Raw genomic sequence first — 26,053 nt, 5'->3', positions numbered from 1 at the left:
CGGCCCTAGGATCGGTTCATCTTCGAGCACCGCATGTTGCGGTCGCCACCCGACTCCACCACAAGGGGCTGTGTCCACGTGACCTCCGACGTCCGCAACGTCATCATCATCGGTTCGGGTCCGGCGGGCTGGACCGCGGCGGTCTACGCCGCGCGCGCCAACCTGCGCCCGCTGCTGTTCGAGGGCGCCGTCACCGCTGGTGGGGCGTTGATGAACACGACCGAGGTCGAGAACTTCCCGGGCTTCCGCGACGGCATCATGGGCCCGGACCTCATGGAGAACATGCGCGCCCAGGCCGAGCGGTTCGGCACCGAGATCATCACCGACGACGTCGAGTCGGTCTCGCTCGACGGCGACGTCAAGGTCGTCGTCGACGCCGAGGGCACCGAGTACCGGGCGCACGCCGTCATCCTCGCGATGGGGTCGGCGTACCGGGAGCTGGGGCTCGCCGACGAGAAGCGCCTCTCCGGCCACGGCGTCTCGTGGTGCGCCACGTGCGACGGGTTCTTCTTCCGCGACCAGGACATCGTCGTCGTCGGGGGTGGTGACTCCGCCGTGGAGGAGGCCACGTTCCTCACGAAGTTCGCCCGCTCGGTGACGATCGTCCACCGGCGCGACGAGCTGCGGGCCTCGAAGATCATGGCCGACCGCGCGTTCGCCAACGACAAGATCCGTTTCACGTGGAACAGCGAGGTCGCGGCGATCCACGGCGAGGACAAGCTGACCGGGGTCACCCTGCGCGACACCGTCACCGGCGAGACCCGCGAGCTCGCCGCCACCGGCCTGTTCATCGCCATCGGCCACGACCCGCGCAACGAGCTCATCCGGGGAGTCGTCGACCTCGACGACGAGGGCTATGTCCTCGTCCAGGGGCGCTCGACCGCCACGAACGTGCCCGGCGTCTTCGCCTGTGGCGACCTCGTCGACCACACCTACCGCCAGGCCATCACCGCCGCGGGGTCGGGCTGCGCCGCGGCCCTGGACGCCGAGCGGTTCCTCGCCCACGTCCACGACCAGGCCCCCGCCCTGGCCCACTGACCCGGCCACCGGTGTCGGACCCCTCCGGCACCATCGACCACCACACCCCGCCCACCCCTCCTGAAAGGATCCCGCCCATGGGAGCCGTCTCCAAGACCACCGACGAGACCTTCGAGCTCGACGTCCTCAACAGCGACAAGCCCGTGCTCGTCGACTTCTGGGCCGAGTGGTGCGGCCCGTGCCGCGCCGTCGCGCCCATCCTCGACGAGATCGCCCGCGACCACGGCGACAAGGTCACCATCGTCAAGCTCAACACCGACGAGAACCCGGCCATCACCGGCAAGCTCGGCATCACGAGCATCCCGACGATGCACGTCTACCAGAACGGCGAGATCGTCAAGACGATCATCGGCGCGATGCCCAAGCCCAAGCTGCTCCGCGAGCTGGAGCCCTTCCTCGGCTGAGGTCGCCCCGCACGGCCGAAGGCGCGGATCCCGTTGTGATGCAACGGGATCCGCGCCTTCGTCGTGTGTGACCGGGTCGCCTGCCGTCAGTCGCGGGCGGCCCGCAGGTGCATCGTGTCGAGGATGCGGTTGAGGTCCTCCACGGAGGCGAACTCGACGGTGATGCGGCCCTTCTTGGCGCCGAGGGCGATCCGCACCCGCGTGTCGAGCCGGTCGGAGAGGTCGGCGGCGAGGTCGTCGAGCTGGGGCCGCCGGGCCCCCGGGCGCGGTGCGCGGCGGGCGGCCGGGGTGTCGGCGTCCCCGAGGGAGACGAGCTCCTCGACGGTGCGCACCGACAGCCCCTCGGCGACGATCCGCTGGGCGAGGCGTTCCATGGCGGCGGCGTCGGCCATGCCGAGCAGGGCCCGCGCGTGCCCGGCGGACAGCACCCCCGCGGCCACGCGCCGCGCGACGACCGGCGGGAGCTTGAGCAGGCGCAGGGTGTTGGAGATCTGCGGGCGCGACCGGCCGATCCGCTGGGCGAGGACCTCCTGGGTGCAGCCGAAGTCGTCGAGGAGCTGCTGGTAGGCGGCGGCCTCCTCGAGCGCGTTGAGCTGGCTGCGGTGGAGGTTCTCCAGGAGCGCGTCGCGCAGGAGGTCGTCCTCCTCGGTGATGCGGACGATCGCCGGGACGGTCTCCTTGCCGGCCTCGCGCGACGCGCGCCAGCGCCGCTCGCCCATGATGAGCTCGTAGCGGATCTCGTCGTCGGCGCCGGCTCCGGGGACCGGCCGGACGACGACCGGCTGGAGCACGCCGATCTCGCGGATCGAGTGGACGAGCTCGGCGAGGTCGTCCTCGTCGAACACCGTGCGCGGCTGGCGCGGGTTGGGACGGATGGCGTCGAGCGGGACCTCGGCGAACTCGGCACCGGGCACCGGCTGCAGGGCCGAACCGTCGACCGGAGCGGGGTGGGTCGGGGCTGAGGGGGCCGCGACCGCGCCGTCACCGTCGACCGGGCGCGTGGGCAGGGCCGCCGGGTCGGTGCCGGCGGGACCGTCGGACGTCGGCTCCGCGTCGACCCGGTCCTTGAAGAACACGTCGACGGGGCGCTCGCTCACGGCGGTGCCACTGGGGATGAGGGCGCCCAGGCCTCGGCCCAGGGCGCGACGCTTCTCGCTCATGCGGTCTCCTCGATGCTCTGCTCGTCCTGCCCGGCGCCGATCCCGCGCTCGGCGAGCTCGACGGCCGCCTCGAGATAGGACAGGGCCCCGCTGCTGTTGGGGTCGTAGGTCATGACGGTCTGACCGTGGCTGGGGGCCTCGGAGATGCGCACCGACCGCGGCACGGTCGCGCGCAGCGTCTGGCCCGGGAAGTGCTCACGGACCTCGTCCGCGACCTGGGCCGAGAGCCGGGTCCGGCCGTCGTACATCGTCAGCAGGATCGTCGACACGTGCAACCGGCGGTTGAGGTGGTTGCGGATGAGCTCGATGTTCTTCAGCAGCTGGGACAGGCCCTCGAGCGCGTAGTACTCGCACTGGATCGGGATGAAGACCTCGGTCGCCGCCACGAAGGCGTTGACCGTGAGCAGCCCCAGGCTGGGCGGGCAGTCCACGAGGACGTAGTCGATGCGGTCCCCCGACTCGGTCCGCGCCCGGACGAAGGCCTCGACCGCCTTCTGAAGCCGGGTCTCGCGGGCGACCAGCGACACGAGCTCGATCTCCGCGCCGGCGAGGTCGATCGTCGCCGGGACGCACAGCAGGTTGGGGACGTCGGGGCACCTCTGGACGACGTCCTCGATGGCGGTCCCCTCGACGAGGACGTCGTACACGCTCGGCACCTCGGCGTGGTGCTCGATGCCGAGAGCCGTGCTGGCATTGCCCTGGGGGTCGAGGTCGATGACGAGGACGCTGCTCCCCGCCTGCGCGAGCGCGGCGGCGATGTTGACGGTCGTCGTCGTCTTGCCCACGCCGCCCTTCTGGTTGGCGACGGTGAGGACCCGGGTGCGGTCGGGGCGTGGCACGCTGCGGCCGCTCAGGGTGATCCGCTTGCGGGCGTCCTCGGCGACGGCCCGGGCCAGTGGGGTCCGGTCGTCGTGGCTGGGCATGGCATCGGCGATCTGTGCGCGCTCGGCGTCGTCCACGGGGCGGTACTGCTCCTCGGTCTTCGGGGGTGCGGCCGGTACGGGGGCGGACTCCCCCGTCGGCGACGGTGCGACGGGTGCCGCCAGCCCGGGCTCGGGGGTCGCGTCGGTCAGGGGTGTTTCACGTGAAACGGGGGGCGCGCCGGGGCTCGTGGGGGGTGCGGTCGGTTGGGACGTTCCACGTGAAACATCGTGCGCCGGCCGTCGGTCGACCTCGTCCGCGGCGGGCCAGCCGAGGTCGGTCGTCTCCGGTCCCGAGAGCCGGGGGAATCCGAGCCCGGGTGCAGCGGTGCGCACCTCGGTGACGTCGCTCGTGGCGCTCACGAATCCACCTTCTCGTCAGGGAACAGCAGGGCCCGCTCATCCAACCCCACGAGAGGGTGACACGCCAAAGCGTCATCCACAGCCAGCCCGGGGCGTGTCGCGCCGGCCGTTCGCAGTCCGGACAGGGCGCGCCACGAGGCCGGCGTTGCCTCATCGAGCAGCGGGGTCTGCCCTGTCTCTCCCCTGACGGTGTTCCACGTGAAACATCCCGGGGTGGCGGTGCGGGGGTTCCGGCCGGACGGCACGTTTCACGTGAAACGTCGTTCCCTCGAGCCGAGGCGTGTCGCTCAGCTGGGGCGGCGGGCCGGTCGGCCGGTCGCCCTCCGGCCCCGCGGACCCGACCTTCCCCGGGGCGGGGCGGGGGCGAACCCGAGGTCGACCGTGAGGACGGGCTCGTCGAGCAGGTCTCCCCCGTGCTCGACGACCGCGGCCCGGGTCAGCCCGAGGCGGTCGAGGGCCCGGCGGTCCTCGTCCAGCTCCTGGCGCGCGGACCGCCCCTTCATCGCGACGAGCGTGCCGTCCTCCTCGAGGAGAGGGACGCACCATCGGGCGAGCTTGTCGAGGCGGGCCACCGCCCGGGCCGTGACGAACGGCGCCGACAGGGTGCCGGCCAGGTCCTCGGCCCGGCCCCGGTGCACCGTCACCGTCGTGAGGTCCAGCTCGGCGACGACACCCTCGAGCCAGGTCGTCCGCCGGAGCATCGGTTCGACGAGGTGCACCTCGAGGTCCGGCCGCGCGATGGCGAGGACCACCCCGGGCAGCCCCGCCCCGGAGCCCACGTCGACGAGGCGCACGCCCGAGGGGAAGGCGTCGGCGACGACCGCACAGTTGAGCAGGTGCCGCTCCCATAGGCGGGGGACCTCGCGCGGGCCGATCAGCCCGTGGGTCACCCCCGTGTCGGCGAGGATCGCCGCGAACCGCACCGCGAGCTCGAGCCGGTCACCAAACAGACCAGCCGCACCCTCGGGTGCGGCTGGTGCTGCGACCGGACGCTCGTCCGGCTCGTGATGTTTCACGTGGAACGCGATCCTCAGGCCGGGAGGATGACGACGAACCGGCGCGGCTCGGCGCCCTCCGACTCGGAGACGAGCCCGGCAGCGAGGACCTCGTCGTGGACGACCTTGCGCTCGAAGGCCGACATGGGCGACAGCGGCTTGCGCTCGCCCGACTGCTTGACCTCGGCGATGGCCTCCTTCGCGAGGGAGACGAGCGTGGCGCGACGGTCGGCCCGGTGGCCGGCGACGTCGAGCATGAGGCGGCTGCGCTCACCGGTGGAGGACTGCACGGCGAGGCGGGTCAGCTCCTGGAGCGCCTCGAGCACCTGGCCGTTCGGACCCACGAGGCGACGCGGCACCCTGCCGTCCTCGGAGTCGACGACCGACACCGCGGCGCGGTCGCCGTCGATGTCGACGTCGATGTCCCCGTCGAGGTCGCAGATGTCGAGGAGGGTCTCCAGGAAGTCGGCCGCGACCTCGCCCTCGCGCTCGAGCACCGCGCGGCGCGTGGTCCCGCCGGTCGGCGCCGCGGTGGGGGCGTCGTCCTCGACGTCGCGATCGTCGTCGGCACCACCGTCGGCGGTGTCGGTGACGGGTGCCTCGATGTCGGTGACGTCGGTCCCGGTCTCGACCGTGTCGGTCGCCTCGTCGGCGGTGGTCGGCGTCTGCTCGTCGGCACGCGCCTCGGTGGCCGGCGCGGGTGCCAGCTCGGTGGTGTTCTCGGTCATGGGTCTCTCCTGCGTCAGGGGGATCAGGTCGTGGGGGGCTTCGCGGCGGCGCCGGGCTTCTTCCGGCCCTGCGGGGGGCCGGTCTTCTGGCCGTTCTGCCCGGAGGGCCTGGGTGCGCCCTGGCCGTCCTGGCCCGGCGCTCCCGGCTGGCGCGGCTGCTGCCCGGGCTTCGCAGCGCCGCCCGCGCCCTGCTTCTTCTTGCGCTTCTTCGAGGCCGGCTGCGCCCGCTGCCCGGTGGGCTTGTCGGCCTCCGCCGCCTCCGCAGCGGCGGCGGCAGCAGCGGCCTCGGCGGCGCCGGGGATGGGCTTGCCCTTCTTCGCCAGGCGCGCGTGGTACGCCTTCTCGGCCGCGGAGCCGGGGGCCGGCAGGCGGCGGATGACGTAGAACTGCTGGCACATCGACCACACGTTCGTCGTGAACCAGTAGATGAGGACACCGAGGGGGAAGTTGACGCCGGAGACGGCGAAGACGACCGGCAGCACGTAGAGCAGGAGCTTCTGCTGCTTCGCGAAGGGGTTGTCGAGCGCGGAGGCCGGCATGTTCTTCGTGATCAGCTGGCGCTGGGTGAGGAAGGTCGTCGCCGACATCAGGACGATGAGGATGACCGTGACGATCTTGGTGTTCATCGCGTCCGACCCGAGGAAGGTGTCGGACAGCTGCGCGCCGAAGACCGACGCCGACTCGGCCTGGGCCGCGACCTCCCGGTTGATCGGACCGACGAAGTCCTTGTCACCCCGGGCGATGTCGTCGAGGCCGTTGAGCACCTGGAACAGGCCGAAGAAGAACGGGGACTGCGCGAGGATCGGCAGGCACGAGGAGAAGGGGTTGGTCCCCTCCTTCTTGTACAGCGCCATCGTCTCCTGGGTCATCGCCTGGCGGGACTCCGGGTCGGACTTGCCCTTGTACTTCTTCTGGATCTTCTGCAGCTCGGGCTGGATCATCTGCATCTTGCGCGAGGCCATGATCTGCTTGAAGAACAGCGGGATCATCGCGGCCCGCATGACGATGACGAGACCCACGATCGACAGGGCCCACGTCCACCCGGACGCCTCCGGCATCCCCAGCGAGGTCAGCCCCGCGTGGAAGCCGAACATGATCCAGGCCACGAGCCATTCGATGGGGGCCATGATCGTGTTGAAGAAGTCGCCCATGGTGTCCTTACGGCTGTGCCGGCTGGTGCCGGCGGGATGGTGTCACGGTGGTGACGGGGGTCAGTGGGAGTGGGCGTGGCCCGCGGTCGCTGCCGGGTCGCCCTCCGGGTCGAGGTCGTCCGGGATGCCGCGCGGTCCGGTGGTCCCCGGGACCGGCCGACCCGTCCGCGGGTCGCGGAGCGGGACGTGGTCGACGCCGCCGGGGGTCCACGGGTGGCACCGCCCGAGCCGGCGCAGCGCCATCCACGAGCCGCGCAGCGGGCCGTACGTCTCGAGTGCGGTGACGGCGTAGGCCGAGCACGACGGGTAGTACCGGCAGGTCGGCGGGCGCATCGGCGAGATGAGCAGCTGGTAGGCGCGGATGGCCCACACGAGGGGCGCAGCCACGATCCTCCCGACGCTCACGCCAACCCTCCGATTCGACCGATCACCTTGTGCACCAACGGATCCAGTGCCGCCGCGAGTTCCCCCGAGGTCGCCTGGCCGGCGGCCGGGTTGGCCCGGACGACGAGGTCGGTGCCGGCGGGGATGGCATCGAGGCGGGCTGCGACGAGGGCCCGCAGCCGACGCTTGGTGCGGGTGCGCACGACCGCGTTGCCCACGGCCCTCGACACGACGAAACCGACCCGCGGCGGGAGACCCGCACGCGCGTCGGTCTGGTGGGCGTGGACCACGAGGAGCCGGGAGCCGGCCCGAGAACCTCCGGAGGACCGGACCGCCGACGTGAAGTCCGCCCGCTGGCGCAGACGGTTCGGCGCCGGCAGCACCGGGGGCGCCTCAGGCGGAGAGCTCGGAGCGGCCCTTGCGGCGGCGGGCGGCGAGGATGGCGCGACCGGCGCGCGTGCGCATCCGGAGGCGGAAGCCGTGCGTCTTGGCGCGGCGACGGTTGTTCGGCTGGAAGGTCCGCTTGCTCACGTCGGTTCTCTCATCTGGAGGCGGGCCGGATCGGCCCGGTGGTCGGGGGGCACCGCAGGTCGGCTGCCATCGGAAACCCATGACGGTGCGAGGGTGACCTCGGCACCGGCTCCGGTGCGTCACGGGCATGCGAAAACAGCCGACCAACAGGCCCGTCAACGGTACGTGACGGGGGCATCGGGGGTCAAACCGGCGCAGCGGCCCACGGGGCTGGGGAAAACCCTCTAGGATCCCACGGAGCACGGACCGCCCCCTGCAGCGACACACCGGTTCGCACGCGCGCGGAGATGCCCACAGACTGTGGACAACGATGTGGATTGCACCGGCCGCCCGGCCGGGAACACACGAGGGCCCGAGGGGCAAGTGGAAGGACGGGGACGACAGCGTGGCGGACGCGACGATGGCCCAGCTGTGGCGGACCACCCTGGACGTGCTCGACTCGGACGGGATCCCGGTGCAGCAGAGGGCCTTCCTCTCGCTCGCACGGCTCGTGGGCCTGCTCGACGACACCGCGCTCATCGCGGTGCCGAACGACTTCACCAAGGACATCGTCGAGACCCGGCTGCGTGACCGGGTCACCGCCGTCCTCGGCTCGCAGCTCGGACGTGACGTGCGCCTGGCCGTCACGGTCGACCCCAGCCTCGCCGAGGCCGCGGCGGTCGAGGCCGCGGAGTCGGCCGGCAACGACGACGGGCACGATCAGCGGGCCGCCGACCGGCGCCGCCAGATCGACGACCTCGAGCTCGGCGAGGACGAGCTCGACGGGTTCGCCGCCGAGCACGGCGCGGCCGACAGCCTCCCCCGTGGCACCGACGGTGCGCCGGTCCTGGTCGAGGTCCCCGGGGCCCGGCGTCCGCGGCCGGGGCAGCAGGTCCCCGAGCAGGTCGAGCTGACCCGCCTCAACCCCAAGTACACCTTCGACACCTTCGTCATCGGCGCGAGCAACCGGTTCGCCCACGCGGCGGCGGTCGCGGTCGCCGAGGCGCCGGCCAAGGCGTACAACCCGCTCTTCATCTACGGGGAGTCCGGGCTGGGCAAGACCCACCTGCTCCACGCCATCGGTCACTACGCCCGCAACCTCTTCCCCCACGTCAAGGTGCGCTACGTGAACTCCGAGGAGTTCACCAACGACTTCATCAACAGCATCCGCGACGACAAGGCGTCCAACTTCCAGCGGCGCTACCGCGACGTCGACGTGCTCCTCATCGACGACATCCAGTTCCTCCAGGGCAAGGTCCAGACCCAGGAGGAGTTCTTCCACACGTTCAACACCCTCCACAACTCCAACAAGCAGGTCGTCATCACCAGCGACGTCCCCCCGAAGCTGCTCAGCGGCTTCGAGGCGCGGATGCGCAGCCGGTTCGAGATGGGCCTGCTCACCGACGTCCAGCCGCCCGACCTCGAGACCCGGATCGCGATCCTGCGCAAGAAGGCGATCCAGGAGCGGCTCTCGGTGCCCGACGACGTCCTCGAGTTCATCGCCAGCCGCATCTCGACCAACATCCGCGAGCTCGAGGGCGCCCTCATCCGGGTCACCGCGTTCGCGAGCCTGAACCGCCAGCCCGTCGACATGAGCCTTGCCGAGATCGTCCTGCGCGACCTCATCCCCGATGACGCGTCGAGCCAGGTGACGCCGGCGACGATCATGGCCCAGACGGCCGCCTACTTCGGGCTGACCCTCGACGACCTGCAGGGCCAGTCGCGCTCGCGCGTGCTCGTCACGGCCCGCCAGATCGCGATGTACCTGTGCCGCGAGCTCACCGACCTCTCACTGCCGAAGATCGGCCAGCAGTTCGGCGGCCGGGACCACACCACGGTCATGCACGCGGACAAGAAGATCCGCCAGCTCATGGCCGAGCGACGCGCGATCTACAACCAGGTGACCGAGCTGACGAACCGGATCAAGCAGCAGTCGCACTGACCGGCCCGCCCTCGGGACACCCCGCGCCACCGTGTCGTCCACAGGTTGTCCCCACCCTGTGTAGAGCCGTTGTCGAACCTTCACACGTGTCACGCACGGCGGGAGGACGCGGCGGACGACATCCCGGCGCTCCCGGCGGCGCATCCACGGCGTGTGAACAAGTCTGTGGACAACCCCTCCCCTCAGGCCGGTGGCACCGCTCTCGCACGACCGGTTGTCCACACAACCTGTGGACAACTGTGGACAACCGCCTCGCGGACGTGGACGACGGCGCACGGCGACGTGGACGTCGTGTGAACGCCCACCGGCCGTCAACACCCCCGACCGGTTCCTCCACGGCGTCGTCCACGGGCGGTCCACACCCACCGGGGGCGGGCCACCTGCGAGGACGGCCCGTCGTCCACAGCGTCCACAGCTCCTACCACGACGATGAGATCCAGAAATGTCATCTCGTGCCCCGACCACGACCTGCAAGGACCCGGCCCCGACCGGTCCCCGGCGGTCCTCCCGGACGAGGTACCGGAGGTCGACCCCGTGCACTAGTGTCAGCATCCCGCCTGCCTCGGGAAACGTCCTCGCGACCTCTCCCGACCGCACGGACGGGGGTGTTCTCCAGTACTGGTGTGCCGAGCAAAGGCGCGACGACGTCGCGCCGCACGAAGGTGGTAGTCGTGAAGTTCCGCGTCGAGCGCGACGTCCTGGCCGAGGCGGTCACCTGGGTGGCCCGCGGGCTCCCCGCCCGCCCGCCGGTCCCGGTGCTGGCCGGCATCCTGCTCCAGGCCGACGAGGAGGGCACGCTCACCCTCTCCGCGTTCGACTACGAGGTCTCGGCCCGCATCACCGTCGCGGCCGACGTCGCCGAGGGCGGCACCGTCCTCGTCCTCGGACGCCTCCTCGCCGACATCTCGCGCAACCTCCCGGCCCGCCCCATCGACGTCGCGACCGAGGGCTCGAAGGTGCAGGTGACGTGCGGCTCCTCGCGCTTCAGCCTGCTGATGATGCCCGCCGACGACTACCCGACCCTGCCGACCTCCCCCGAGGCGAGCGGCTCGGTCGACGGCCACCTGTTCACCCAGGCCGTCGCCCAGGTCTCGGTCGCGGCCGACCGCGGCGACACCCTGCCGATCCTCACCGGTGTCCGGGTCGAGATCGAGGGCGACACGATGACCCTCCTCGCCACCGACCGCTACCGCCTCGCGATGCGCGAGCTGCACTGGAACCCCTCCTCCACCGACGCCAGCCACGTCGTCCTCATCCCGGCGCGCACGCTCTCGGACACCGCTCGCTCCCTCGGGGCCAGCGGGTCGATCGACGTCGCCCTCGGGACCGCCGCCGGCGGGGACGGTCTCGTCGGGTTCGAGGCCGGCCAGCGCCGCTCGACGACCCGCCTCCTCGACGGCGAGTACCCCAAGGTCTCCTCGATCTTCCCCACCAGCTCCGACACCGAGGCCGTCATCTCGACCGCCGAGCTCGTCGAGGCCGTCAAGCGCGTCGCGCTCGTCGCCGAGCGCAACACCCCGGTCCGGCTGCGGTTCAGCGAGGGCCAGGTCACCATCGAGGCCGGTGCCGGCGACGACGCCCAGGCCTCCGAGGCGGTCGAGGCGCGCCTGACGGGCCCCGACATCGAGATCGCGTTCAACCCCGTCTACCTCCTCGACGGACTCGGGGCCGTCGGGACCCCGTGGTCGCGCATCTCCTTCACCCAGGCATCTCGCCCCGCGGTGCTCTCGGGGCAGGCCGAGGAGGACGGCGAGGCCGACACGTCGTACCGCTACGTCCTCATGCCCGTCCGCTTCGCGTCCTGAGGCAGCGCCCGCGAGGCGCCCCGGCGTAGCCTTCGCTGAGCACCCCCCGCGTCGTCCGCACCACCTACCTTCGAGGAGACACGACATGCAGCTGGGTCTGGTCGGGCTGGGCAAGATGGGCGGCAACATGCGTGAGCGGCTGCGCCGCGCCGGTCACGAGGTCGTCGGCTACGACCGCGACCAGAAGATCAGCGACGCGAAGTCCCTCGCCGACATGGTGAGGAAGCTCGACGCGCCGCGGGTCGTGTGGGTCATGGTCCCGCACGGGGCGCCGACGCGGGACACCGTGACGAAGCTGGCCGGGCTGCTCGACAAGGGCGACCTCGTCATCGACGGCGGAAACAGCAAGTTCACCGACGACGCCGAGCACGAGAAGCTGCTCAGGGCCGAGGGCGTGGGCTACCTCGACTGCGGTGTCTCGGGCGGGATCTGGGGCCTCGACAACGGCTACGGCCTCATGGTCGGCGGCACGGCCGCCAACGTGAAGAAGGCGATGCCGATCTTCGACGCCCTGCGCCCCGAGGGTCCGCGCGACGAGGGGTTCGTCCACGCCGGCAAGGTCGGTGCGGGCCACTACACGAAGATGGTGCACAACGGCATCGAGTACGGCCTCATGCACGCCTACGCCGAGGGCTACGAGCTGCTCCAGAAGAAGGACATCGTCGAGAACGTGCCGGGCGCGTTCAAGGCCTGGAGCCGCGGCACGGTCGTGCGGTCCTGGCTGCTCGACCTCATGGTCAAGGCGCTCGAGGAGAACCCCTCGCTCGATGACGTCTCGGACTACACCTCCGACTCCGGCGAGGGCCGCTGGACCGTGGAGGAGGCCATCAACCTCTCGGTGCCGATGCCGGTGATCTCGGCATCGCTGTTCGCGCGGTTCGCCTCGCGCCAGGACCACTCCCCGACGATGCAGGCCGTCGCCGCGCTGCGCGGCCAGTTCGGTGGCCACCAGGTGATGACGACCGCCGAGGGCGAGGAGCTGCGCCGCGGCGCCGAGGCCGGGCCGGCGTCGGCGAGGACCGTCACCAAGAAGGCGGAGTCCAAGGAGAAGCCGCCCCGCAGTGCCAAGGCCGCGGCCGCGAAGGGCCGCAAGGCTGCGGCTGCCGGACCGTCGTCCGGTGCCGGGTCGACCCGGAAGCGCTCGGGGGCCGCAGGAGCGGGACCCACCTCGGGAACCGGGTCGACGCGGAAGCGCGCCGCCACGAAGAGCTGATCGGCGGGGGCGTGCACGTCAGGCACCTCTCCGTCGCCGACTTCCGCAGCTACGAGACCGCCGACCTGGCGCTCGAGCCCGGGACCACGACGCTCGTGGGGCTCAACGGCCAGGGCAAGACCAACCTCGTCGAGGCGATCGGCTACCTCGCGACGCTGTCGAGCCACCGCGTCGCCACCGACGCCCCGCTCGTGCGCTTCGGTGCCGCTCAGGCGGTGGTGCGCGGGGCGGTCGTCCGGGACGGGCGAGAGAGCATGGTCGAGCTGGAGATCAACCCGGGCCGGGCCAACCGGGCGCGGCTCAACCGGTCGCCCCTGTCGCGGCCGCGTGACGTCCTCGGCACGCTGCGCACGGTCGTCTTCGCCCCCGAGGACCTCGCCCTCGTCAAGGGTGACCCCGGCGAGCGGCGACGCTTCCTCGACGAGCTGCTCGTCGCGCGCCAGCCGCGCTGGGCCGGGGTCCGCTCCGACTACGACAAGATCGTCAAGCAGCGCGGGGCCCTCCTGAAGTCGGCTGCGCCGCACCTGGGCCGGGCAGCCCGTCGGCGTCAGCGGTCCTACACCGAGGGCATCGACACTGCGGCAGAACGGGATTCGGCCCTCCACACCCTCGAGGTGTGGGACACCCACCTGGCGCAGGTGGGCTCGCAGCTGCTCTACGCACGGCTCCGGCTGCTCCGCGACCTCGGGCCCTACCTCGGCAAGGCGTACGACGAGGTGAGCGCCGGCCAGTCCGACGCCCGGGTCACGTACAAGGCGTCGCTCCGCGAGGCGACCGCGGCCCGCCTCGCCGCCGGGGAGGTCCCCGAGCCGGCCGAGCTGCACGAGGAGATCCTCGCCTCCCTCGCGGAGGTCCGCACCCAGGAGGTCGAGCGCGGTGTGTGCCTCGTGGGGCCCCACCGCGACGACGTCGTCCTCACCCTCGGCGAGCTCCCCGCGAAGGGCTACGCCAGCCATGGGGAGTCGTGGTCGTTCGCCCTCGGCCTGCGGCTGGCGGCCTACCAGCTGCTGCGCACCGACCTCGGCGACGACCCGGTGCTCGTCCTCGACGACGTCTTCGCCGAGCTCGACTCGGGGCGCCGCGAGCGCCTCGCGGCGATGGTCGCCGACTGCGAGCAGGTGCTCATCACCGCCGCCGTACCGGAGGACGTCCCGGCCGGGCTCGCAGGGAGGACGTTCGCGGTGTCGCTCGGGTCGGTGAGCGAGCGTGCCTGACGAACCGCTCGACGTGCCCACCGACGCAGGTTCTCCCGAAAACCGTGCGGACACAGGCGGTTCCGGCGAGGACGTGGTGGGAGACACGGCGGAGGCCGCCCGGTCGGCGCTGTCCCGCGCCCGCGCCGCGGCACGCGCCAAGGGTCTGCGTCCGGGACTGAAGCCGCGCCGCCGCGCCAAGGACGTCCCCGCCGACCGCCGCAGCGACGGCGGCCGCGACCCCCGGCTCCTCGGTGACCAGCTCGACCAGTTCGTCGCCGAGCGCGGATGGGGCGCGGACGTCGCGGTGGGCGCCGTCATCGGACGCTGGCCACAGATCGTCGGCCCCGACATCTCCCAGCACTGCGAGCCGGTCGACTACACCGCGGGGGTGCTCACCGTCCGGGCCGACTCCACCGCCTGGGCCACCCAGCTGCGGCTGCTCTCCTCGAGCCTGCTCGGGCGCCTGGCCGACGACGTCGGGGAGGGCACCGTCACCGAGATCCGGGTGGTCGGGCCGGCCGCTCCATCGTGGACCCGGGGCGGCCGCCGTGCCCAGGACGGCCGCGGACCCCGCGACACCTACGGCTGATCCCCACCCCAGCTCACCCCATCCGCGACCTACCGCCTGGTCAGTGTCGTGATCACAGCATCTACCAGGCGGTAGGTCACGACTCAGGCCAGGACCACGCCTCGTCAGGTCGACAAGGTGTGGAGGACGAGGCGCACCTGGTGCTCGAGGAGCGCCGCGGCCTCGGGCGGGCCCTCGGGGCCGAACTGTCCGAAGACCTCGAGGCTGACGGCGCCGACGAGGGTCGCCCACAGGTGCACCGCGCGCGCCGCGACCTCGGGGCTGCGCCCGGTGCCCACACCCTCGCCCACGGCGCGCAGCCCGGTGGCCAGTGCGCGCGGGAGGGCGACGCCGGGGACCCGCGCGGACACCTCGCCGCGGTCGACCCCCTCGGCGACGAGCGCGGAGAGCAGGAGGACGACCCGCGTACCGGGCCCACTGGTCCGTTCGGCAGGAGCGACGTATCCGGGGACGGGGCTGCCGTAGAGCAGGGCGTACCGCGAGGGGTCGTCGACCGCCCAGGCGCGGAAGGCGAGGCAGCCGGCGACGACCTGCTCCTGCCAGGACCGGCGCGCCACGGCGGCCACGGCGGTGTCGACGGCGTCGGCGAGGTCGGTGTACGCGTCGACGACGAGGAGGGTGAGCAGCTCGTCGCGGTTGGCGACGTACCGGTACACCGCCGAGGACACCATGCCGAGCTCGCGCGTGACGGCCCGCAGCGACAGAGCCGCGGCACCGTCGGTCGCCAGGTGGCGCCGGGCGATCTCGAGGATCCGGTCGGTGACGTCCTGGCGGCGCTCGGCACGGGAGGGGGACACGCTTCCATCCAACCACAGGAACGAGAGCACTGCTCTTGACAAGGAGCAGCACTGCGACCCACACTGAAACCGAGAGCAGTGCTCACACTTGAGGAGAGACCATGACCCCCACCCCCGGACCTGCGTCCGACCCCCGTCGCTACGTGGCCCCGAACGGCCGGATGGACCGGTGGTTCCAGGTCGCCGTCCGCTGGCTCACCGAGCGGGGGGTCAGCCTCATGGGCTCGCGCGTCCTCACCGTGCCGGGCCGCCGGACCGGCGAGCCCCGCACGGTCGTCGTCAACCTCCTCGTCCTGGACGGAGAACGCTTCCTCGTCGCGCCGCGCGGCAACACCCAGTGGGTCCGCAACGCGCGAGCGGCCGGCGGTGGCGAGCTGGCCCTCGGCCGGCGGACCGAGCGCGTCGTCCTCACCGAGCTGCCGGTCGCCGAACGCGGCCCGGTGCTGCGCGTGTACCTCGACCGCTGGGGCTGGGAGGTCGGCCGGTTCGTCGAGGGCCTGACCAAGGACTCCACGGACGCCGAGCTCGCCGCGGCTGCTCCCGGCTTCCCCGTCCTGCGGGTCACGGCCGCCTGACCCGCCCTCCCTCCCCGAGTCGCGTGCCCGGGTGGTCGCCAGGGCAGCCACCTGAGCACACGACTCGGGAGAGCGCGGATGGCGTTGGCTAGTGTCGAGGGCGTGAGCGACGCACTGGTGCACCGGCAGGACGACGACCGCATCGCCGTCATCACCCTCGACTCGCCCGCCAACCGCAACGCCCTCTCGCGCCGGCTCGTCGCCGAGCTGGGCCAGGCGCTCGCCGAGGCCGGTGCCGACGAGTCGCTGCACGGCGTGCTGCTCCGCTCGTCGCACCCGGTGTTCTGCTCCGGTGCCGACCTCAAGGAGGCCGCGACCGTCGACATGGTCGAGTCCGCCCGCGCCATCGTGGCCCTGCAGCGGACCGTCACCGCCCTCCCGGTCCCGGTCGTCACGCGCCTCGACGGGGCGGTCCGTGCCGGTGGTCTCGGCCTCGTGGCGTCCTCCGACCTCGTCGTCTGCCGCGACGACGTGACCTTCGCCCTCACCGAGGTCCGGCTCGGGCTCGCCGCGGCCGTCATCTCCATCCCGCTGCGGGCCAGGCTGCACCCGCGGGCCGCGTCGGCGTGGTTCCTCACCGGGAGCGCCTTCGGCGCCGGCGAGGCGCTCGAGCACGGCCTGGTCACCGCTGTCGCCGACGAGGCCTCGATGGACGTCGCGGTCGACGCGGTGCTCGCCGACCTCCGCGCCGGCGCCCGCCAGGGGCTCGTCGAGGCCAAGCGGCTGCTGAACCGCGACCTCGTCACCGCGTTCGACCGCGACGGCGAGGAGATGGCGCGGCTGTCCGGGCTGCTCTTCCACAGTCACGTCGCGCAGGAGCGGATGGCCGCGGCCCTGCGCCGCTGACAGCCCCACCACCGGGAGCCGGATGACGCGGCTCCGGGTGCGGGTGTCGGTGGCCGCAGGCAGGGTTGGGGGATGAAGACGCCGCCCGCGCCGCACCGGTGCTCGATCGTCCCGCCCTACCTCCTCGAGGCGCTCGCCTCCTCCGACGACCCCGCCCTCGCCGCGTGGGCCCGGGCGACCCTCGCCGCCGACGCCGACCTGCGCCGGTCGCGCCGCACGAGCGAGCTGCGACGCTCACCCGGACGCTCCGAGGCGGCGTCGACGACGCGCCCGCGACGCGGGACCGCCGAGGGCCCCCAGCGCGCGGTCCACGACGCCGCCGGAGGCACGACCCTGCCCGGCACCCTCGTGCGCGCCGAGGGTGCGCCGGCGACCGACGACCGCGAGGTCACCGAGGCCTACGACGGGCTCGGCGCCACCTGGCAGCTGTGGCAGGAGGTCTACGGGCGCAACTCCCTCGACGGGCGCGGGCTCCCCCTCGTCGCCACCGTGCACTACGGCCGCCAGTACGACAACGCCTTCTGGGACGGCAGCCAGATGGTGTTCGGTGACGGCGACGGCGTCATCTTCCAGCCCTTCACCCGCAGCCTCGACGTCATCGGGCACGAGCTGGCCCACGGCGTCACGCAGTACACCTCGGGCCTGAACTACCAGGACCAGTCGGGGGCGCTCAACGAGTCGGTCTCCGACGTCTTCGGGGTGCTCGTCAAGCAGCGCCTCCTCGGGCAGACCGCCGACGAGGCCGACTGGCTGGTCGGGGCCGAGCTGCTCGGCGACGACGTCGAGGGGGTCGCCCTGCGGTCGATGGCCGCGCCGGGCACCGCCTACGACGACCCACGGCTGGGACAGGACCCCCAGCCCGCCCACATGCGCGACTACGTCGACACCACCGACGACAACGGCGGTGTCCACATCAACTCCGGCATCCCCAACAAGGCCTTCCACGTGGTCGCCACCACCCTCGGTGGCCCCGCCTGGGAGGTCGCCGGCCGGGTCTGGTTCGACACGATCACCGGCGACATCTCGGCCGACTGCGACTTCTCGACCTTCGCAGGGCTCACCGTGCAGGCCGCCACCGCCCGGCACGGAGAGGGATCCGAGGTCGTGGCGGCGGTCCGGTCGGCGTGGGAGGCGGTGGGCGTGCTGGGGGCCGCATCGACCGGTGCCCCCTCCCCCGCTCCCGACGGCGCCGAGGCACCCGTGCCGGACCGGGCCGCCGAGGTCCCCGGGGGCGGCACCGAGGTGGTGGTCCGCCGCACCGGCGGGTTCGCCGGCCGCACCCTCGAGCGCACCGTCACCCTCGACCAGCTGCCCGAGGGCGATGCCCGCGCGTGGCAGGGCCTCCTCGCCGACGACCGCCTCTCCGTCCTCGCCCGGGAGGCGGCCGCGAGCCGCCGGCTGCCCGACGCCTTCTGCTACGGCGTGCGCTGCTCGGTGCCGCCGCTCGACGTCGAGCTGCCCGAACCGCAGCTGAGCGACGACGTGCGCGGCCTCCTCGAACGCACCCTCGCCCGCGGCGCCGGATGACGCCGGGATGACGCCTGCCCGCCTCGCCACACCGTCGAGCTGGTCGGCGCCCGACCCCGGTCCCCGAGGTCGCGCGGACCGTCCTCGGGCGGTGCCTGGCCACCCGCGGCGTCCCCCCCGGATGGGCCCTGGGCGCGAGGTCGGGGAAGGCCGCTCAGGCGCGCTGGGGGTCGGGGGCGCGTGTCGGGGGTCGGACGGCGCCCCGAAAATGCCGGAAATGTGCCCACACGGGCCTCCCCGAGGCATGTCCTGACGGTTCCGACCGGTAGAATGGCGGGTGATCCCGCGCCCACGGCGTTCCACGCCGCGGGCGCGTGCCATGGGCCCCGCCGGAACCACCGGTGCGGGCCACCCGACGAAGGAGACCCGTGGCGGAGCAGCAGCCCGACGTGACCCCCGACGAGACCCCGGTCCCGGGCCCCGAGCCGAGCGGCCAGGAGGCCGTGCCGGTTCCCGCGGGTGAGGGCCCGGCCTACGACGCGTCGGCCATCACCGTGCTCGAGGGCCTCGAGGCGGTCCGCAAGCGCCCGGGCATGTACATCGGCTCCACCGGCGAGCGCGGCCTGCACCACCTCGTCTGGGAGATCGTCGACAACGCGGTCGACGAGGCCCTCGCCGGGTACGCCGACACCATCGACGTCACCCTCATGGAGAACGGCGCGGTCCGGGTCAAGGACAACGGGCGCGGCATCCCGACCGACATCCACCCCACCGAGGGCGTCAGCGCCGTCGAGCTCGTCCTCACCCAGCTCCACGCCGGCGGCAAGTTCGGCGGCGGCGGGTACAAGGTGTCCGGCGGCCTCCACGGCGTGGGGTCCTCGGTCGTCAACGCGCTCTCCACCCGCCTCGACGTCTGCGTGCGGCAGAAGGGCCGCGCCTTCCGGATGCGCTTCGACCACGGCGTGCCCGCGGGCCCGCTCGAGGCGATGGAGGAGACCGACCGCACCGGCACGACGATCACCTTCTGGGCCAACCCCGACATCTTCGAGACCGTCCAGTACGACTACGAGACGATCCGCGCCCGGTTCCAGCAGATGGCCTTCCTCAACAAGGGCCTGACGATCAACCTCGTCGACGAGCGCGTCATCGAGGCCGCCGACGGCGACCTCGACCTCGACGGCGTCGACGCCGACATCACCGTCGTCGAGGACCACGAGGACGACGAGGCCGGTGGCGAGACCCGCGCCACGAAGGCCCGCCAGGTCTCCTACCGCTACGACGGCGGCCTCGTCGACTACGTCAACCACCTCGTCACCTCGAAGCGCTCCGACCCGGTGCACGCCGACGTCATCGCCATCGAGGTCGAGGACGAGGAGCGCAGCCTCTCCCTCGAGCTCGCGATGCAGTGGACGACCGCCTACTCCGAGTCGGTCCACACGTACGCGAACACCATCAACACCCACGAGGGCGGCACGCACGAGGAGGGCTTCCGCGCGGCGCTGACCAAGCTCGTCAACGACTTCGCGCGCAAGCAGAACCAGCTCAAGGACAAGGACGACAACCTCACCGGCGACGACGTCCGCGAGGGCCTGACCGCCGTCATCAGCGTCAAGCTCGGCGAGCCGCAGTTCGAGGGCCAGACGAAGACCAAGCTCGGAAACTCCGAGGTCAAGGGCTTCGTCCAGCGCGCCATGACCGACGAGTTCGGCGCCTGGCTCGACAGCCACCCGAACGAGGGGCGCGAGATCGTCCGCAAGTCGATCCAGGCCGCGGCGGCCCGGATGGCGGCGCGCAAGGCGCGCGAGGCCACCCGCAAGCGCGTCCTCGAGTCCGGCGGGCTCCCCGGCAAGCTGCGCGACTGCCAGGCCAAGGACCCCGCGGTCTCCGAGGTCTTCATCGTCGAGGGCGACTCCGCCGGCGGGTCCGCCGTCCGAGGCCGCAACCCGCACACCCAGGCGATCCTCCCGATCCGCGGCAAGATCCTCAACGTCGAGCGCGCCCGCCTCGACAAGGCGCTCGCCAACCAGGAGGTCCAGGCCCTCATCTCGGCGTTCGGCACCGGCATCGGTGAGGACTTCGACATCGAGAAGGCCAGGTACCACAAGATCGTCCTCATGGCCGACGCCGACGTCGACGGCATGCACATCCGCACGCTGCTCCTGACGCTGCTGTTCCGGTTCATGAAGCCGCTCATCGAGGCCGGCTACGTCTACCTCGCGCAGCCCCCGCTCTACCGCCTCAAGTGGAGCAACGCCCCGCACGAGTTCGCGTTCACCGACCGCGAGCGCGACGCCCTCGTCGCCGAGGGCCAGAGCAAGGGCCGGCGCCTGCCGAAGGACAACCCGATCCAGCGCTACAAGGGTCTGGGCGAGATGGACTACTCCGAGCTGTGGGAGACCACGATGGACCCCGACCAGCGGGTCCTGCTCCAGGTCACCCTCGACGACGCCGCGGCGGCCGACGAGATCTTCTCGATCCTCATGGGCGAGGACGTCGAGTCGCGCCGCTCGTTCATCCAGCGCAACGCCCGCGACGTCCGCTTCCTCGACATCTGACGCCGTCCCAACTTTTCCGCCTGATGCCGGAACCTTCGCCGAGGCACCCCGAAGTTCGGGGTGTGTCACCGGAGGTTCTGGTGCGAAGCACCGCACGACACGCGAAGGACACCGATGACTGAGCAGCCCCCGGTCGAGTTCGACCGCACGGAGCCGATCGACCTCAACACCGAGATGCAGCGGTCGTACATCGAGTACGCCATGAGCGTCATCGTCAGCCGAGCGCTGCCCGACGTGCGCGACGGCCTCAAGCCCGTGCACCGCCGCGTCCTCTACGCGATGTACGACGGCGGCTACCGCCCCGACCGCGGCTTCAACAAGTGCAGCCGCGTCGTCGGTGACGTGATGGGCCAGTACCACCCGCACGGTGACAGCGCGATCTACGACGCCCTCGTCCGCCTCGTCCAGGACTGGTCCCTGCGCTACCCGCTCGTCCAGGGCCAGGGCAACTTCGGCTCCCCGGGCGACGACCCGGCCGCGGCCCCGCGGTACACCGAGTGCCGGATGGCGCCGCTGTCGATGGAGATGGTGCGCGACATCGACGAGGAGACCGTCGACTTCAAGCCCAACTACGACGGCAAGACCCTCGAGCCCGAGGTCCTGCCCAGCCGGTTCCCGAACCTGCTCGTCAACGGCAGCGCCGGCATCGCGGTCGGCATGGCCACGCAGATCCCGCCGCACAACCTGCGCGAGGTCGCGGCGGCGGCCGAGTGGGTGCTCCAGCACCCCGAGGCGACGCGCGAGGAGACCCTCGCCGCGGTCATGGCCGAGGTCAAGGGTCCCGACTTCCCCACCGGCGCGCTCATCATGGGCACCCGCGGCATCGACGACGCCTACCGCACGGGCCGCGGCTCGATCATCATGCGGGCCGTCGTCGAGGTGGAGGAGATCCAGGGGCGCCAGTGCCTCGTCGTCACCGAGCTGCCCTACCAGGTCAACCCCGACTCCCTCGCCCAGAAGATCGCCGAGCACGTCAAGGACGGTCGCCTCACCGGCATCGCCGACATCCGCGACGAGACCTCGGGCCGCACCGGCCAGCGCCTCGTCATCGTCCTCAAGCGCGACGCCGTGGCCAAGGTCGTCCTCAACAACCTGTTCAAGCACACCCAGCTGCAGACGACGTTCGGCGCGAACATGCTCGCCCTCGTCGACGGCGTGCCGCGCACCCTGCCCGTCGATGCGTTCGTGCGGCACTGGGTCGACCACCAGATCGACGTCATCCAGCGCCGCACCGCGTACCGGCTGCGCAAGGCCGAGGAGCGCATCCACATCCTGCGCGGCTACCTCAAGGCGCTCGACGCGCTCGACGAGGTCATCGCCCTCATCCGCCGCTCCCCCACCGTCGAGGCCGCGCGGGTGGGCCTCATGGAGCTGCTCGAGATCGACGAGCTGCAGGCGCAGGCGATCCTCGACATGCAGCTGCGGCGCCTCGCCGCGCTGGAGCGGCAGAAGATCGTCGACGAGCACGACGAGCTCGACACCCTTATCAAGGACTACGAGTCGATCCTCGCGACACCCGCGCGCCAGCGCGAGCTGGTCTCCGAGGAGCTCGCCGAGATCGTGCGGAAGTTCGGCGACGAGCGGCGCACCGAGATCCTCCCCTTCGACGGCGACATGTCGATGGAGGACCTCATCCCCGAGGAGGACGTCGTCGTCTCGATCACGCGCGGCGGCTACGCCAAGCGCACCCGCGTCGACGCCTACCGCTCCCAGAAGCGCGGCGGCAAGGGGGTGCGGGGCGCGGCCCTGCGCGGCGAGGACATGGTCGACCACTTCTTCACGACGACCTCGCACCACTGGCTGCTCTTCTTCACCAACCACGGCCGGGTGTACCGCGCCAAGGCCTACGAGCTGCCCGACGCCGGCCGCGACAGCAAGGGCCAGCACGTCGCGAACATCCTCGCCTTCCAGCCGGGCGAGGAGATCGCCCAGGTGCTCGCCATCCGCGACTACGCCTCGGCCGAGTACCTGCTGCTCGCGACGAAGGGCGGCCTGGTCAAGAAGACCCGGCTCTCCGAGTACGACAGCCCGCGCTCGGGCGGCCTCATCGCGGTCAACCTGCGCGGCGACGACGAGCTCGTCGGCGTCGGCCTCGTCGGCGAGCGCGACGACCTCCTGCTCGTCTCGCGCAAGGGCCAGTCCGTGCGCTTCCACGCCGATGACGCCACGCTGCGCCCGATGGGCCGGGCGACCTCCGGGGTCACGGGCATGAAGTTCCGCGGCGACGACTCGCTGCTGTCGATGTCGGTCATCGAGGAGGGCTCGGACCCCGACGTGTTCGTCGTGTTCGAGACCGGTCTGGCCAAGCGCTCGAAGGCGTCGGACTGGAACGTCAAGGGCCGCGCCATCCTCGGTGTCGCCGTCGCCAAGATGTCCGACAAGGGCGGCGACCTCGTCGGTGCCCTCACCGTCGACGAGGACGACGAGGTGCTCGTCATCTTCGAGAAGGGCAACGTCGTGCGCTCCCGCGTCGACGGCGTCCGGCTCACCGGCCGCAACACGATGGGCGTGCAGTTCGCCAAGGCGGGCAAGGGCGATGCCATCGTCGGCGTGGCCCGCAACCCCGAGCGTGAGGTCGAGGAGGCGGTCGAGGCCGTCGAGGCAGCAGCGGAGGGATCGGTCGCCGCGTCCGCCGCAGATGGTGGTGCCGTTGGTGGCGCCGTTGGTGGTGCCGCCCCCCTGACCGATGACGATGCGGTCTCGGAGTCCGGCGCGCCTGCTTCGGAGGTCGCAGACGGGTCGGAGGATGCCGTACCGTCGGACGACGACGACACAGGAGGCAGTGAGTGAGCACGGCAGACCACGCAGGTCGTTCCCTGCGACCCTCTCCGTCCTCCTCCGGGGATGCAGCCCGCCGCGGCGCACAGTCGGGAGGGGGCCCGGGGGCTTCGGGCTCCGGTGACGGCGGCGCCCTGCGCCGGCTCGCCGGTGGCGACGCGACCCCCACGACCGCGTCGGCCCCGACGGCCCCGATCTCGACGTCGTCGGCGCGGACGTCCTCCCTCCCGTCACCGGCGGCCTCCATGGTCTCGCCCACCGCTGGCGCGGCGTCGTCCTCGAGTGCGTCGAAGACCGCGGCCCGCCCCGGGGTGAACCGCCGCGTCCGCCTCACCGTGTCGCGCGTCGACCCGTGGTCGGCGATGAAGATCTCGTTCCTGCTCTCGGTCGCCCTCGGCATCGCGATGGTCGTCATGGTCTTCGTGCTGTGGACGATCCTCGCCGGCATGGGGGTCTTCGACCAGATCAACGGCGTCGTGGGGCAGGTCGTCCAGGACGGCGGCCAGCGCTTCGACATCATGGACTTCATCGGCCTGGGCCGGGTCCTCTCGCTGTCGATCGTCATCGCGGTCATCGACGTCGTCCTCATCACGGCGATCGCGACCCTCGGGGCGTTCCTCTACAACGTCTCGAGCGCCCTCGTCGGCGGGGTCCAGCTGACCCTCACCGACGACTGACCTCCGCTCGCCCTCCGGGTCGCAGGACACGCCGACAACCCACCGCGGATGTCGGCGTGTCCTGCGACCCGAACCGTTCGCCGGAGGTCGGTGCGGGGTCGGCATGGGGTGGCTCAGGCCGTTTTGGGGGACGGGGCGCGCATCGGGTAACCTCGTGCACCGCGCCTCCCTCCGTGGCGGCGCACGCCGATCGGCGGACGGGCCTATAGCTCAGACGGTTAGAGCGCTTCCCTGATAAGGAAGAGGCCACAGGTTCAAGTCCTGTTAGGCCCACCACCCCGATCCCTCACTCCCAGGCGGTGACCCGGTGAAGAAGATCCTCCTCGTGCTCGCGACGGCTGTCGGAGCGCTGGCGGTCCAGAAGAAGATCGCGGCCAAGCAGGCCGAGAACAGGCTCTGGGCGGAGGCGACCGACTCCCCCAGGAGCTGAGATCCTCGATGACGTCGCCCGCTCGCCGCGTTCCGCGGGTGCGGGTCACCTCGTCAGGGGGCCATGGCGCAATTGGTAGCGCACCTGCTTTGCAAGCAGGGGGTTAGGGGTTCGAGTCCCCTTGGCTCCACCGCAGGTCAGAGGCCTTATCCGCTCCGCGGGGAGGGCCTCTATCGCTGTCGTACCCCACAGGAGTACTGCAGTACCCGGCATCCTTTCCCTCTCTGGGGGTCATGACAGCCCGTTCACGTACCCGATGGCACTGGTCACCGCCATCAAGGCTTGAATGGCGCTTCGGCGGCTGTACTGGCGCGACCCTGCCGCGTGAGTAGTGGCATGCCGAGAGAACGCGTGCGGCACGACGTCTCCGTTGGCGGTGAAGTAGTGCTGGTGGGTGCTCCACATGGCCGCTGCCACGTAGCCCTCCCAACCGCTCAGGTCGTCCAAGCGCTTGGTGAAGTCGGTGACAGACTCGCCCACCCTTCGCTTCGCTGTGACTCGTACATCGACAGGAAGCTTCGAGCTCAAGATGGCATCCAAGATATTCGCCGCCAAAGCTTGTGCCGGCGCGTACAGGTCAGCGTCAAACGCGTCCAGAGCCTGGAGTGCGAGCTCGCGGTACTTAAGGACTTCGAGCTCATCGCACCCCGCTAGGACGGCACGGCAGTCGGTGGCGATGTCACATCGTCGCTCGCCAAGGATGCGCCGTACCGCTGCCCCGTCCTTCGCATCGAGGAGCCGCTTAGCAATGCTTGGCCTTGGAACCAGGTACAACGAGACACCGTGCTCGATAGTGAACTCCACGACATCATCTGAGGTGATGGTCGAGAGCGACCGCAGATTTGACGGCAGCCTGGACGAACGAATCGCCTCGAGGAGTTGCTCCATGCCCCGTGCCAAGCCAGCGGTTGTGTAGACCGGCAAGTTCGCCGTGGCTTGGCGGAACGTCTCGATTGCTGCCGAGAGTCCCGTCAAATTCACGCCGCTGATCTGAGCCAAATAGCCACTGATATCTGGCAGCGCACCAGCCCATGTCTGAGCAATCGAGGGCGACACGATTGAGGACTGCGCCTGGGTGATGCTGCGCAGGATCCGGCTGGTGTCCGGTACTGCAGTGGCCCAGACAGGCGCCGACAGGATGGAGGACTGCGCTTGGGTGATGCTGCGCAGGATCCGGCTGGTGTCCGGTACTGCAGTGGCCCAGTCGGACGCCGACAGGATGGAGGACTGCGCTTGGGTGAAGCTGCGCAGGACCCGGCTGGTGTCCGGTACTGCGTTCGCCCAGGCCTTGGAGAGGGCCGCCGACAGGATCAGGGACTGCGCTCGGCTCACCCCACGCGGCATCAGCTCTGTCTCCGGGACGGGCGTGACCAATGCACCCGGTGACTCAGACGTGGGAACCCGCAACGAGTCCGCTTCTGAGCCACCCGCCGCCACCGACGAGGGTTCCTCGGCTTCCTCGTCAGGCCTGGCATGTTCGCTGGTCACGAGGGGGAGACTACTTCCCGGGTGCGACAGCGCCGTCGTCCG

24 protein-coding genes and 2 tRNA genes are annotated in these 26,053 nt (G+C 71.5%); 16 read left to right on the top strand and 10 right to left on the bottom strand.

Annotated elements, in window-relative coordinates:
• Positions 1–33: 33 nt before the first annotated feature.
• Both trxB and trxA read left to right on the top strand, forming a co-directional pair.
• Positions 34–1,038 (top strand): thioredoxin-disulfide reductase, encoded by a 1,005-nt coding sequence (trxB, locus tag ACK8HX_RS05280; protein WP_411939614.1) that lies wholly within the window; start codon positions 34–36, stop codon positions 1,036–1,038.
• A 77-nt stretch (positions 1,039–1,115) separates the two neighbouring features.
• Entirely contained in the window at positions 1,116–1,442 is a 327-nt protein-coding gene (gene trxA, locus ACK8HX_RS05275) for a thioredoxin (protein ID WP_411939613.1), read from the top strand.
• A gap of 86 nt (positions 1,443–1,528) precedes the next feature.
• Here trxA and ACK8HX_RS05270 read toward each other — a convergent pair whose 3' ends face one another.
• The 8 genes from ACK8HX_RS05270 to rpmH all read right to left on the bottom strand — a co-directional run bounded on the left by ACK8HX_RS05270 (position 1,529) and on the right by rpmH (position 7,674).
• A complete protein-coding gene (locus ACK8HX_RS05270) occupies positions 1,529–2,602 on the bottom strand; it encodes a ParB/RepB/Spo0J family partition protein (RefSeq protein WP_411939612.1) in 1,074 nt (357 codons plus the stop codon).
• Complete coding sequence (locus tag ACK8HX_RS05265) at positions 2,599–3,675, bottom strand: ParA family protein (RefSeq protein WP_411939890.1); 1,077 nt, start codon at positions 3,673–3,675, stop codon at positions 2,599–2,601. Before ACK8HX_RS05265 ends, ACK8HX_RS05270 begins: the two co-directional genes overlap by 4 nt.
• A 497-nt stretch (positions 3,676–4,172) precedes the next feature.
• A complete protein-coding gene (gene rsmG, locus ACK8HX_RS05260) occupies positions 4,173–4,901 on the bottom strand; it encodes a 16S rRNA (guanine(527)-N(7))-methyltransferase RsmG (protein ID WP_411939611.1) in 729 nt (242 codons plus the stop codon).
• 14 nt (positions 4,902–4,915) lie between these two features.
• Positions 4,916–5,608: a Jag family protein gene (locus ACK8HX_RS05255; protein WP_411939610.1), complete on the bottom strand. Its 693-nt coding sequence runs from the start codon at positions 5,606–5,608 to the stop codon at positions 4,916–4,918.
• A 23-nt stretch (positions 5,609–5,631) separates the two neighbouring features.
• Complete coding sequence (yidC, locus tag ACK8HX_RS05250) at positions 5,632–6,759, bottom strand: membrane protein insertase YidC (protein ID WP_411939609.1); 1,128 nt, start codon at positions 6,757–6,759, stop codon at positions 5,632–5,634.
• Between the two features lie 60 nt (positions 6,760–6,819).
• A complete protein-coding gene (gene yidD / locus ACK8HX_RS05245) occupies positions 6,820–7,164 on the bottom strand; it encodes a membrane protein insertion efficiency factor YidD (RefSeq protein ID WP_411939608.1) in 345 nt (114 codons plus the stop codon).
• Positions 7,161–7,526, bottom strand: a complete 366-nt coding sequence (rnpA, locus tag ACK8HX_RS05240) for a ribonuclease P protein component (RefSeq protein ID WP_411939607.1) — start codon at positions 7,524–7,526, stop codon at positions 7,161–7,163. Before rnpA ends, yidD begins: the two co-directional genes overlap by 4 nt.
• A gap of 10 nt (positions 7,527–7,536) precedes the next feature.
• On the bottom strand, positions 7,537–7,674 hold the full coding sequence (gene rpmH / locus ACK8HX_RS05235) for a 50S ribosomal protein L34 (protein ID WP_013885212.1): 138 nt from the start codon (positions 7,672–7,674) through the stop codon (positions 7,537–7,539).
• Positions 7,675–8,074: 400 nt separating this feature from the next.
• Here rpmH and dnaA point away from each other — a divergent pair, with 400 nt between their 5' ends.
• The 5 genes from dnaA to ACK8HX_RS05210 all read left to right on the top strand — a co-directional run bounded on the left by dnaA (position 8,075) and on the right by ACK8HX_RS05210 (position 14,398).
• Positions 8,075–9,595, top strand: a complete 1,521-nt coding sequence (gene dnaA / locus ACK8HX_RS05230) for a chromosomal replication initiator protein DnaA (RefSeq protein ID WP_411939889.1) — start codon at positions 8,075–8,077, stop codon at positions 9,593–9,595.
• Positions 9,596–10,266: 671 nt separating this feature from the next.
• Complete coding sequence (gene dnaN / locus ACK8HX_RS05225) at positions 10,267–11,400, top strand: DNA polymerase III subunit beta (protein ID WP_411939606.1); 1,134 nt, start codon at positions 10,267–10,269, stop codon at positions 11,398–11,400.
• 85 nt (positions 11,401–11,485) lie between these two features.
• Entirely contained in the window at positions 11,486–12,613 is a 1,128-nt protein-coding gene (gene gnd / locus ACK8HX_RS05220; RefSeq protein WP_411939605.1) for a phosphogluconate dehydrogenase (NAD(+)-dependent, decarboxylating), read from the top strand.
• An 11-nt stretch (positions 12,614–12,624) separates the two neighbouring features.
• Entirely contained in the window at positions 12,625–13,827 is a 1,203-nt protein-coding gene (recF, locus tag ACK8HX_RS05215; protein ID WP_411939604.1) for a DNA replication/repair protein RecF, read from the top strand.
• A 76-nt stretch (positions 13,828–13,903) separates the two neighbouring features.
• A complete protein-coding gene (locus ACK8HX_RS05210) occupies positions 13,904–14,398 on the top strand; it encodes a DciA family protein (protein ID WP_411939603.1) in 495 nt (164 codons plus the stop codon).
• 104 nt (positions 14,399–14,502) lie between these two features.
• Here the strand turns inward: ACK8HX_RS05210 and ACK8HX_RS05205 are convergent, their stop codons facing one another.
• Positions 14,503–15,195: a TetR/AcrR family transcriptional regulator gene (locus ACK8HX_RS05205; protein WP_411939602.1), complete on the bottom strand. Its 693-nt coding sequence runs from the start codon at positions 15,193–15,195 to the stop codon at positions 14,503–14,505.
• Between the two features lie 101 nt (positions 15,196–15,296).
• On the opposite strand from ACK8HX_RS05205, the gene ACK8HX_RS05200 reads away from it, so the two are divergent.
• From ACK8HX_RS05200 to ACK8HX_RS05160, 9 genes are all read left to right on the top strand, one after another.
• Complete coding sequence (locus tag ACK8HX_RS05200; protein WP_411939601.1) at positions 15,297–15,770, top strand: nitroreductase/quinone reductase family protein; 474 nt, start codon at positions 15,297–15,299, stop codon at positions 15,768–15,770.
• 102 nt (positions 15,771–15,872) lie between these two features.
• Complete coding sequence (locus tag ACK8HX_RS05195; RefSeq protein ID WP_411939600.1) at positions 15,873–16,616, top strand: enoyl-CoA hydratase-related protein; 744 nt, start codon at positions 15,873–15,875, stop codon at positions 16,614–16,616.
• A 72-nt stretch (positions 16,617–16,688) separates the two neighbouring features.
• On the top strand, positions 16,689–18,143 hold the full coding sequence (locus ACK8HX_RS05190) for a protealysin inhibitor emfourin (RefSeq protein ID WP_411939599.1): 1,455 nt from the start codon (positions 16,689–16,691) through the stop codon (positions 18,141–18,143).
• Positions 18,144–18,586: 443 nt separating this feature from the next.
• On the top strand, positions 18,587–20,638 hold the full coding sequence (gene gyrB / locus ACK8HX_RS05185; protein WP_411939888.1) for a DNA topoisomerase (ATP-hydrolyzing) subunit B: 2,052 nt from the start codon (positions 18,587–18,589) through the stop codon (positions 20,636–20,638).
• Positions 20,639–20,752: 114 nt separating this feature from the next.
• A complete protein-coding gene (gene gyrA, locus ACK8HX_RS05180) occupies positions 20,753–23,428 on the top strand; it encodes a DNA gyrase subunit A (RefSeq protein WP_411939598.1) in 2,676 nt (891 codons plus the stop codon).
• A gap of 233 nt (positions 23,429–23,661) precedes the next feature.
• Positions 23,662–24,093: a DUF3566 domain-containing protein gene (locus ACK8HX_RS05175; RefSeq protein WP_411939597.1), complete on the top strand. Its 432-nt coding sequence runs from the start codon at positions 23,662–23,664 to the stop codon at positions 24,091–24,093.
• 199 nt (positions 24,094–24,292) lie between these two features.
• Positions 24,293–24,369 (top strand) — tRNA-Ile (locus ACK8HX_RS05170).
• 31 nt (positions 24,370–24,400) lie between these two features.
• The gene (locus tag ACK8HX_RS05165; RefSeq protein WP_411939596.1) at positions 24,401–24,523 is read left to right on the top strand and encodes a DLW-39 family protein; all 123 of its coding nucleotides are present in this window, start codon (positions 24,401–24,403) and stop codon (positions 24,521–24,523) included.
• A gap of 57 nt (positions 24,524–24,580) precedes the next feature.
• Positions 24,581–24,653, top strand: a tRNA-Ala gene (locus ACK8HX_RS05160).
• 101 nt (positions 24,654–24,754) lie between these two features.
• Here ACK8HX_RS05160 and ACK8HX_RS05155 read toward each other — a convergent pair.
• Positions 24,755–26,011, bottom strand: a complete 1,257-nt coding sequence (locus tag ACK8HX_RS05155) for a hypothetical protein (protein WP_411939595.1) — start codon at positions 26,009–26,011, stop codon at positions 24,755–24,757.
• Positions 26,012–26,053 lie beyond the last annotated feature (42 nt).

Origin of the sequence: Oryzobacter faecalis (assembly GCF_046764005.1) — a bacterium.
Lineage (GTDB): Bacteria > Actinomycetota > Actinomycetes > Actinomycetales > Dermatophilaceae > Oryzobacter > Oryzobacter faecalis.
Note: the sequence above shows the minus strand (reverse complement) of the source record. Positions and strands in the feature narration are given on the sequence as shown.

Bases quoted from the DNA above. Each gene is read 5' to 3' on its own strand.
- trxB (WP_411939614.1), top strand. From the start codon at position 34: ATGTTGCGGTCGCCACCCGACTCCACCACAAGGGGCTGTGTCCACGTG.
- trxA (WP_411939613.1), top strand. From the start codon at position 1,116: ATGGGAGCCGTCTCCAAGACCACCGACGAGACCTTCGAGCTCGACGTC.
- ACK8HX_RS05270 (WP_411939612.1), bottom strand. From the start codon at position 2,602: ATGAGCGAGAAGCGTCGCGCCCTGGGCCGAGGCCTGGGCGCCCTCATC.
- ACK8HX_RS05255 (WP_411939610.1), bottom strand. From the start codon at position 5,608: ATGACCGAGAACACCACCGAGCTGGCACCCGCGCCGGCCACCGAGGCG.
- yidC (WP_411939609.1), bottom strand. From the start codon at position 6,759: ATGGGCGACTTCTTCAACACGATCATGGCCCCCATCGAATGGCTCGTG.
- dnaA (WP_411939889.1), top strand. From the start codon at position 8,075: ATGGCCCAGCTGTGGCGGACCACCCTGGACGTGCTCGACTCGGACGGG.
- gnd (WP_411939605.1), top strand. From the start codon at position 11,486: ATGCAGCTGGGTCTGGTCGGGCTGGGCAAGATGGGCGGCAACATGCGT.
- ACK8HX_RS05200 (WP_411939601.1), top strand. From the start codon at position 15,297: ATGACCCCCACCCCCGGACCTGCGTCCGACCCCCGTCGCTACGTGGCC.
- ACK8HX_RS05190 (WP_411939599.1), top strand. From the start codon at position 16,689: ATGAAGACGCCGCCCGCGCCGCACCGGTGCTCGATCGTCCCGCCCTAC.
- gyrA (WP_411939598.1), top strand. From the start codon at position 20,753: ATGACTGAGCAGCCCCCGGTCGAGTTCGACCGCACGGAGCCGATCGAC.
- ACK8HX_RS05175 (WP_411939597.1), top strand. From the start codon at position 23,662: ATGGTCTCGCCCACCGCTGGCGCGGCGTCGTCCTCGAGTGCGTCGAAG.